The organism is Aeromonas sp. HMWF014, from assembly GCF_963878295.1.
In the GTDB taxonomy this organism is placed as follows: domain Bacteria; phylum Pseudomonadota; class Gammaproteobacteria; order Enterobacterales; family Aeromonadaceae; genus Aeromonas; species Aeromonas popoffii.
In genome coordinates this window covers 1-5,752 of the sequence record NZ_CAWNYS010000069.1, presented here as the reverse complement: position 1 = coordinate 5,752, position 5,752 = coordinate 1, and the positions used below count along the sequence as shown (strand labels likewise).

The following is a 5,752-nucleotide window of genomic DNA, read 5'->3' as shown; positions in this document are numbered from 1 at the left end:
GCTCCTCACTTCGAAAGTCAAGCGGTTGTTTTCGCTTTTCTTTCGGCGCCTGCTTCACAAGGAAGCTGGCTCATCAGTCCGGCGTGTTCCGCCGTGCTGGTAGGGGCGCATTATAGGGAGCCACGCCGGGATGACAAGGGCTTTTTCATCACAATTGTTCGTTCGCTCAGATATACAGCAATCTCGTGTTTTTTTGCTCATTACGCCATCAACTCAGGCTTTGACTGGATTTAAATTGAACATTTTAAAAGCACCTTTATAATTAGCTTTTGAAATGTTTAATTAAGGTCTCGCCATGCATCAGATTCTGGATAGCCGCACAGAAGAACAGATAGCCCCTCTGTTGCGCTTGGGGTTCCGACCTTTCTTCCTACTCGGGGCCCTCTTTTCTGCCGTGGCCATGCTGGGCTGGCTGGCACAACTCAATGGCTGGATCCTGTTGCCAGGGGTCGGCAACCCAATCTGGTGGCATGCTCACGAAATGCTGTTTGGTTTCGGCGCCGCCATAGTGGCGGGCTTCCTGCTGACCGCCGTACAAAACTGGACAGCACATCCCGGTGTTCGGGGCTGGCCATTGGCACTGGTCGTGGGCCTGTGGGCCATACCTAGGTGCTTGTTGCCCTGGCTGGGAGAAGGGAACCCTGCTCTGATGATGATGGATCTGATGTGGCTACCGCTCTGCTCCTGGTTCTTGGCCAAGCCCATCATAGTGACCCGCCAATGGCGCAACCTATTCTTTGTTCCCCTGCTTGTGGTGCTGACTTTGCTCAATGGCGCCAGCTGGTTGTGGCATGAGGAGTGGATCACCATAGAGCGTCTGCTGATCACGACAGTGCTGCTGTTCACGACCCTGATTGCCGTGATGGGAGGACGGGTCATCCCCTTCTTCACAGCCCGAGGCACCGGCCAGGAGAAAGCGGCCCCCCTGCCATGGCTGGAGCGCACAGCGCTCGCATCGCTGTGGCTTATCTTGCTGGCCTGGCTGCTGCTCCCCACCCAATGGGCCACCAGCACTTATATAGTGCCCTTATATATAGTGGCGGCGGGCCTGCATCTGTGGCGACAACAGCGTTGGCATCTGCCATCAACCTTCTCGCATCCACTGCTGTGGTCACTCCATCTTGCCTATCTGTTTATTCCACTCGGTCTGCTCGCTCTCGGGGCGCAGGCCGCAGGACTGACCATCACCTTGTCGACGGCCAGCCACCTGCTCAGCGCAGGTTGCATGGGCACCATGATCCTGGGGATGATGACGCGCGTCTCCCTCGGCCATAGCGGCCGGGCCTTGCAAGTTGGGCGCTGGATGCGCTGCGCATTCGCGCTGGTCATAGCGGCAGCCGTTATCCGGGTTGTGCTCCCGCTACTCTGGCCTGCCTATACCCTGCACGGCTGGAATCTAAGTGGCCTGGCCTGGGTCAGCGCCTATGGCCTGTTTGTCTGGATTTATGCCCCTATACTGAGCAGTCCCAGGGCGGATGGCCGTCCGGGCTGATCATCCGATCTGATACTCAGGGCCTGACCGCCGGATAGTGGATCAGGTTGTGAAAAATCGCAGGGGCAATCCCCAGATTGCGATAACCATGGGGGTGGTCAGCAGCAAAGCGCACCGCTTCCCCCTGCGTCAGTGAACGCCACGCCCCTTCCACCAGCACCTCCATCAGACCACTGATGACGATGACATGCTCGGTCACACCGGGTTCGTGAGACTCGGATTCGCGCTGATATCCGGGCAACAGCGTCAGCTCAAACAATTCAAAGCCAAACCGCTTCTCGTAAGGAAATAAGGGGGCGACCTGCATGCCCTCTCCCGCCGGCTGCTGACGAATGGCATCGGCGGTACGATAGAGCACCTCTCCCTGCGCAGCTGGGGTGGGCTCGATGAAACTGGAGAAGGAGACCCGAAAGCCGGTGGCGATCTTCCACAAGGTAGCCACAGTGGGACTGGACTCACCCCGCTCAATCTGCCCCAGCATGGCCTTGCTCACCCCCGTCTCACGCGCCGCCACATCCAGGCTCCAGCCCAGTTCGCTGCGTAATCCCTTCAGACGTTGGGCCAGATGCTGATTCATCTCTTGCATGACTGCCTCTTCATTGCGCTTGCATGAACCGCATTGTGCGCTATAGCGCACGTCGATATAGTCAGGATACACATTGTACGTAATAACGCACAGCCGTCACAATCCGACAAGGACGTCACTATGCCCTTCGCCCTTCCCCACCTGGTAGCAGGTTTCATCGCCGTGATGGTCGGCTACACCAGCTCCGTCATTCTGATTATTCAGGCTGCCACGGCAGCGGGTGCCGATGCCGCCCAGCTTGCCTCCTGGCTATGGACACTGGGTATCGGCATGGGAGTGAGCTCCATCGGCCTCTCCCTCTATTACCGCATACCCGTGCTGACCGCCTGGTCGACCCCGGGGGCCGCCCTGCTGATCACCAGCCTGGGCAACGTCACCCTGGCTGAGGCCATTGGCACCTTCGTTATCTCTTCCCTGCTGATCACTTTGTGCGGCATCAGCGGCTGGTTCGATCGACTGATGCGGCATATCCCGGCTCCGCTGGCCGCCGCCATGCTGGCCGGCGTATTGCTCAGATTCGGGCTGGATCTGTTCAAGGTCGCGCCACAAGATCCCTTGCTGCTTGGCACACTGCTGCTGGCCTTCCTGCTGGGCCGTCATATCTGGCCCCGCTACACCATGGTGCCGGTGCTGACGATGGGGATAGTGATCTGTGCCCTGAGGGGGGACCTGCAACTCGAAACCCTGCATTGGCAGCTAACCAGTCCGGTCTGGACCTGGCCAAGCTTCTCCCTCGATGCCCTGTTCGGCATAGCCCTGCCACTGTTCATCGTCACCATGACCTCCCAGAACATGCCGGGAATCACCATACTGCGAGCCCACGGTTATCAACCGGCCACCTCCTCCCTGATCGGCTGGACCGGACTGATCGGCCTGTTGCTCGCCCCCTGCGGTGGCTATGCCTTCAACCTGGCCGCTATCACGGCCGCCATCTGCATGGGCAAGGACGTGGATCCCGATGCCAGCCGTCGCTGGCCGGCCGCCGTCTGGGCTGGCAGCTTCTATCTATTGACTGGTTGCTTCGGGGCAAGCGTGGCCGCTCTGTTCACCGCCTTCCCTGCGACACTGGTCACTTGCGTGGCCGGGTTGGCCCTGCTCGGCACCATAGGCAGCAGCCTGCACACCGCATTGCAGCAAGACGAAGCGCGAGAAGCCGCCCTGCTCACCTTCATCATCACGGCCTCCGGGATCAGCCTGCTGGGTGTCGGCGCAGCCTGTTGGGGGGTGCTCGTCGGTGTCATCCTGCATCAAGTCAATCAACGAAGAAGCTGACCTGACCATCTGGGGAGCCTCCAGTGAGACACAGCACATAATTCAGAGAAACTGGTTCACAGCTTAAACAAATTGCCATTAAGTAGTGCCGAGGCACTTCTTCTTCCCCGATGTGTGCCTCTGTCAGACTCATAAACTGGAGAATAAAAAATGAGGAATCAGGCTGTCATTTTGTTACTGGCACTGCTGGGCGTCACCACCGCCCATGCTGCCGACTCGGATCGGGAGCTGGCACGCCAGCTCGCGCTGCAGCAGAAAAATCTGCTGCCACTGCTGAGCAATCAGGAGTACCAGAGTCCACTGCCCAACCTGCTGCAAAAAGCTAGTCCACAGCTGCAGCGGCAGGCAAGCGATGCCAACCAGGCCGCCATCAGCCGGCAAGGGCTGGATGGCGAGGTCAAGCAATTGATGCAACTGCGACTGGCCAACCCGGAGCAGGCCGCAGCACTGCAACAAGGGGTCGAACCTCTGGTTGCCTATGTGCCAAGCGGAGATGAGAAGAGCTGGAGCGCGATCGAGGCTTTCGACAGCGCCGGCAACCCCGTCTATCTGGATGTGGACAAGGCACCGGCACGACCTGTCCTGGTGGTGGAAGCAGACCCTATCAAGGCCAAGAATGCCGGCCTGAAGGTGATGCGCAAAGCGCTGGCCGCAGCCGATCTGCAGGCTGCCCCGGCGACCACCGCCAGCACGGCACCGCTCAAGACCAGCATCCTGAAGAAGATAAGTCTGAAGGATGATAAAGAGCCCTGGCTGCTCGGCGCGGCCGAAGTCTATGCGGTGGTCGCCGGGGTCAATCCCAGCCGGGCTGAGCCCGTAGTCGACATCGTCGATATGCCCTACCTCGACTATGACAACACCGAATACACCCCCAACCAGATCCTGGTGTACTGGGATCGCTACCGCTGGGGTGCCGTCGACATCGTCATGATGGAGCAGGACGACAACGTCAACTACAAGGAACTGAGTGCCTTGTTCATTGATGCCCTCAAGCTCGCCTTTACCGCTGGCGGCGTGCCGGAGGCCCTGCCCTTCCTGGATCTCGGCGGCCGTATCGTCAAGGCGCTGCCCGACTCCTGGATGACCAACAACGATGACTATCTGGATACCTTCTACACCCTGGAGCAGGACCAGAGCTATCATCAGTATCCGGGTTCTGCCGGCAATGCGGTCATCGATCTCGAACCGAAAGAGATAGCCCCAACCAAGCCTTAATACGCCACTATGACAAAAAAGCCAATGAGCAACTCATTGGCTTTTTTTTGTGCCTGTGGCAACCGATATCAGGCCGGGTCCTTCGGTCTGACTCCCAAGGTATGGCAGATGGCGTAGGTCAGCTCGGAACGGTTCAGGGTATAAAAGTGGAAATCTTTCACCCCCTCCTGGCTCAGCACGCGCACCTGATCGATGGCGATGCTGGCGCCCACCAGGTTGCGGGTCATCTGATCGTTGTCCAGCCCCTCGAAACGCTGATGCATCCAGCGCGGGATCTTCACATTGGTAAAACCGGCGAACTTGGCCAGGGTCTGGTAGTTGGAGACAGGCAGTATCCCAGGCACAATTTCAGCATCTATGCCGATGGCGGCACAGCGATCCCGAAAGCGCAGGTAGGTCTCCACATCAAAGAAAAACTGGGTGATGGCGCGGTTGGCACCGGCATCAATCTTGCGCTTGAGGTTGAGCAGATCGGACTGCGCACTCCTGGCCTCGGGATGCCCCTCTGGATAGGCGGCCACCGAAATATCGAAATCAGCTTCTGACTTGAGCAGGGCAACCAGATCGGTGGCATACATGTCCGGCTTGTCCAGCCCCTGCGGCAAGTCGCCGCGCAGGGCCACGATATGGCGAATGCCGCTGTTCCAGTAATCGCGGGCTATGGTGCGCAGCTCATCACGACTGGCATCGATACAGGTCAGGTGGGGAGCCGCGATCAAGCCGGTACGCTCCTTGATATCCTTGATCACCTTGTGGGTGCGATCCCGGGTACCGGAGTTGGCGCCATAGGTCACGGAGACGAACTTGGGTTCCAGCACTTTCAGCCGTTCGATGGATTGCCAAAGGGTGTTTTCCATCCCTTCACTGTTGGGTGGAAAAAACTCAAAACTAACCCCGATGTCACCGCTTAAATCGGCCAAACTCTGGTTGAGTGCCTCAACCTGACGTGCACTGTGAAATCCCATCTGCTCTCTCCCTGTCCCGCAACCCATTCCTCTACGTCAAAACGGATGTTTGGACGTCTAAACGTCTTTCTATCTTTATGAGAAAATGGATCAAAGTCAACACTGATTTACGGATCGAGGCGAGAGCCGGTGTTTATTTCGCAATTAACTTGAAGTAACGATTGGAACCCCATCCCAAAATCAGCGGAGTCGCGTTATCATGGGCCCAGATCGTCCTGGACG

The 5,752-nt window shown here is 58.2% G+C and carries 6 protein-coding genes; 4 read left to right on the top strand and 2 right to left on the bottom strand.

The features are described from left to right. Together AAC083_RS02730 and AAC083_RS02725 are read left to right on the top strand one after the other, a co-directional pair. On the top strand, window positions 1–234 hold a 234-nt coding region (locus AAC083_RS02730), incomplete at its 5' end, for a hypothetical protein (protein WP_219927858.1). A 61-nt stretch (window positions 235–295) separates the two neighbouring features. Next, window positions 296–1,492 carry an NnrS family protein gene (locus AAC083_RS02725; RefSeq protein WP_108535760.1) on the top strand — a complete coding sequence of 399 codons (1,197 nt, stop codon included), beginning with the start codon at window positions 296–298 and terminating at the stop codon, window positions 1,490–1,492. A 16-nt stretch (window positions 1,493–1,508) separates the two neighbouring features. Here AAC083_RS02725 and AAC083_RS02720 read toward each other — a convergent pair whose 3' ends face one another. Beyond that, entirely contained in the window at window positions 1,509–2,078 is a 570-nt protein-coding gene (locus AAC083_RS02720; protein ID WP_108535759.1) for a helix-turn-helix domain-containing protein, read from the bottom strand. Between the two features lie 120 nt (window positions 2,079–2,198). Between AAC083_RS02720 and AAC083_RS02715 the strand changes: the two genes are divergently transcribed. After that, entirely contained in the window at window positions 2,199–3,350 is a 1,152-nt protein-coding gene (locus AAC083_RS02715; RefSeq protein WP_108535758.1) for a benzoate/H(+) symporter BenE family transporter, read from the top strand. 150 nt (window positions 3,351–3,500) lie between these two features. Then, window positions 3,501–4,565, top strand: coding sequence for a DUF3103 family protein (locus tag AAC083_RS02710; RefSeq protein ID WP_042038483.1), 1,065 nt, complete (start codon window positions 3,501–3,503; stop codon window positions 4,563–4,565). A gap of 68 nt (window positions 4,566–4,633) precedes the next feature. Here AAC083_RS02710 and metF read toward each other — a convergent pair whose 3' ends face one another. Next, complete coding sequence (gene metF, locus AAC083_RS02705; RefSeq protein WP_042038481.1) at window positions 4,634–5,530, bottom strand: methylenetetrahydrofolate reductase; 897 nt, start codon at window positions 5,528–5,530, stop codon at window positions 4,634–4,636. Window positions 5,531–5,752 lie beyond the last annotated feature (222 nt).